1 rRNA gene is annotated in these 2,994 nt (G+C 55.5%); it reads left to right on the forward strand.

The annotated features are described in order from the left end of the window. The first annotated feature begins 78 nt into the window (after nucleotides 1-78). A 23S ribosomal RNA gene (locus FHR95_RS16970) occupies nucleotides 79-2,966 on the forward strand. The last annotated feature ends 28 nt before the right edge of the window (nucleotides 2,967-2,994 follow it).

Below are 2,994 nucleotides of genomic sequence, written 5' to 3' on the forward strand. Positions count from 1 at the left end.
TCGAGAGACACGAGATACGTCTCAAGCGTATCCGGCAATGTCGTACGTCATCGCGGACCAGACCTCTTGGGGTTATATGGTCAAGCGATGAAGCGCATACGGTGGATGCCTAGGCAGCCAGAGGCGATGAAAGACGTGGAAGCCTGCGATAAGGCTCGGCGAGGTGGCAAACAACCTGTGACCCGGGCATTTCTGAATGGGGAAACCCACCCACGGTAACGTGGGTATCCTGCACTGAATATATAGGTGTCAGGAGGCGAACCGGGGGAACTGAAACATCTCAGTACCCCGAGGAAAAGAAATCAACCGAGATTCCCCCAGTAGCGGCGAGCGAACGGGGACTAGCCCTTAAGCGGCACGACTGATAGGCGAACGAGCTGGGAAGCTCGACCATAGCGGGTGATAGTCCCGTAGCCGAAATCTGAGTGTCGTGAAATCGAGTAGGTCGGGGCACGAGAAACCTTGACTGAAGACGGGGGGACCATCCTCCAAGGCTAAATACTCCTGGCTGACCGATAGTGAACCAGTACCGTGAGGGAAAGGCGAAAAGAACCCCGGAGAGGGGAGTGAAATAGATCCTGAAACCGTATGCGTACAAGCAGTGGGAGCAGGCATGTCCTGTGACCGCGTACCTTTTGTATAATGGGTCAGCGACTTATTTTCAGTGGCGAGCTTAACCGAATAGGGGAGGCGTAGCGAAAGCGAGTCTTAACTGGGCGACCAGTCGCTGGGAATAGACCCGAAACCGGGCGATCTATCCATGAGCAGGTTGAAGGTTGAGTAACATCAACTGGAGGACCGAACCAGGATCTGTTGAAAAAGATTTGGATGACTTGTGGATCGGAGTGAAAGGCTAATCAAGCCCGGAGATAGCTGGTTCTCCTCGAAAGCTATTTAGGTAGCGCCTCACGTATCACCGCCGGGGGTAGAGCACTGTTTCGGCTAGGGGGTCATCCCGACTTACCAACCCGAGGCAAACTCCGAATACCGGTGAGTGCAGCGTGGGAGACACACAGCGGGTGCTAACGTCCGTTGTGAAAAGGGAAACAACCCAGACCGTCAGCTAAGGTCCCGAAATCCTGGTTAAGTGGGAAACGATGTGGGAAGGCTCAGACAGCTAGGAGGTTGGCTTAGAAGCAGCCATCCTTTAAAGAAAGCGTAATAGCTCACTAGTCGAGTCGGCCTGCGCGGAAGATGTAACGGGGCTCAAACCAGGTACCGAAGCTACGGGTTCATCCTCTGGATGAGCGGTAGAGGAGCGTCGTGTACGCCGATGAAGGTGGATTGAGAAGTCTGCTGGAGGTATCACGAGTGCGAATGCTGACATGAGTAACGACAAGGGGAGTGAAAAACTCCCCCGCCGGAAGACCAAGGGTTTCTGTTCGACGCTAATCGGAGCAGAGTGAGTCGGCCCCTAAGGCGAGGCCGAAAGGCGTAGTCGATGGGAAACGGGTCAATATTCCCGTACCTCACTGTATTGCGATGGGGGGACGAAGAAGGCTAGGTGGGCCAGGCGTTGGTTGTCCTGGTGAAAGTCAGTAGGCTGGGGGATCAGGCAAATCCGGTTCCCCAAGGCCGAGAGACGAGACGAACAGACTACGGTCTGGAAGTCATCGATGCCACGCTTCCAGGAAAAGCCTCTAAGCTTCAGATACAGTGGGACCGTACCCCAAACCGACACAGGTGGTCAGGTAGAGAATACCCAGGCGCTTGAGAGAACTCGGGTGAAGGAACTAGGCAAAATGGTGCCGTAACTTCGGGAGAAGGCACGCCGCGTTAGTGTGAAGGCCCTGCGGCCGGAGCACGAGGCGGTCGAAGATACCAGGTGGCTGCAACTGTTTATTAAAAACACAGCACTCTGCAAACGCGCAAGCGGACGTATAGGGTGTGACGCCTGCCCGGTGCCGGAAGGTTAAGTGATGGTGTTAGCTTCGGCGAAGCTCCTGATCGAAGCCCCGGTAAACGGCGGCCGTAACTATAACGGTCCTAAGGTAGCGAAATTCCTTGTCGGGTAAGTTCCGACCTGCACGAATGGCGTAATGATGGCCACGCTGTCTCCACCCGAGACTCAGTGAAATTGAAATCGCAGTGAAGATGCTGTGTACCCGCGGCTAGACGGAAAGACCCCGTGAACCTTTACTATAGCTTCACACTGGACGCTGATGTTGCTTGTGTAGGATAGCTGGGAGGCTTGGAAACCCGGACGCCAGTTCGGGTGGAGCCAACCTTGAAATACCAGCCTGGCATCATTGGCGTTCTAACTCAGGTCCGTGATCCGGACCGAGGACCGTGTGTGGTGGGTAGTTTGACTGGGGCGGTCTCCTCCCAAAGCGTAACGGAGGAGCACGAAGGTACCCTCAGCACGGTTGGAAATCGTGCATTGAGTGCAAGAGCATAAGGGTGCTTAACTGCGAGACAGACACGTCGAGCAGGTACGAAAGTAGGTTCTAGTGATCCGGTGGTTCTGTATGGAAGGGCCATCGCTCAACGGATAAAAGGTACTCCGGGGATAACAGGCTGATACCGCCCAAGAGTTCACATCGACGGCGGTGTTTGGCACCTCGATGTCGGCTCATCACATCCTGGGGCTGAAGTCGGTCCCAAGGGTATGGCTGTTCGCCATTTAAAGTGGTACGCGAGCTGGGTTTAGAACGTCGTGAGACAGTTCGGTCCCTATCTGCCGTGGGCGTTGGATGTTTGAGAAGTGCTGCTCCTAGTACGAGAGGACCGGAGTGGACGCACCTCTGGTGTTCCGGTTGTCACGCCAGTGGCATTGCCGGGTAGCTATGTGCGGACGGGATAACCGCTGAAAGCATCTAAGCGGGAAGCCCCCTTCAAGATGAGACATCCCCGAGGCCTCGAGCCTCCTGAAGGGCCCAGCGAGACCAGCTGGTTGATAGGCCGGATGTGGAAGCGCTGCAAGGCGTTGAGCTAACCGGTACTAATGGCCCGTGAGGCTTGACCATATAACACCCAAGCGGTCTGCCGATGGCG

The sequence above is a fragment of the Halomonas fontilapidosi genome (assembly GCF_014192285.1).
In the GTDB taxonomy this organism is placed as follows: domain Bacteria; phylum Pseudomonadota; class Gammaproteobacteria; order Pseudomonadales; family Halomonadaceae; genus Halomonas; species Halomonas fontilapidosi.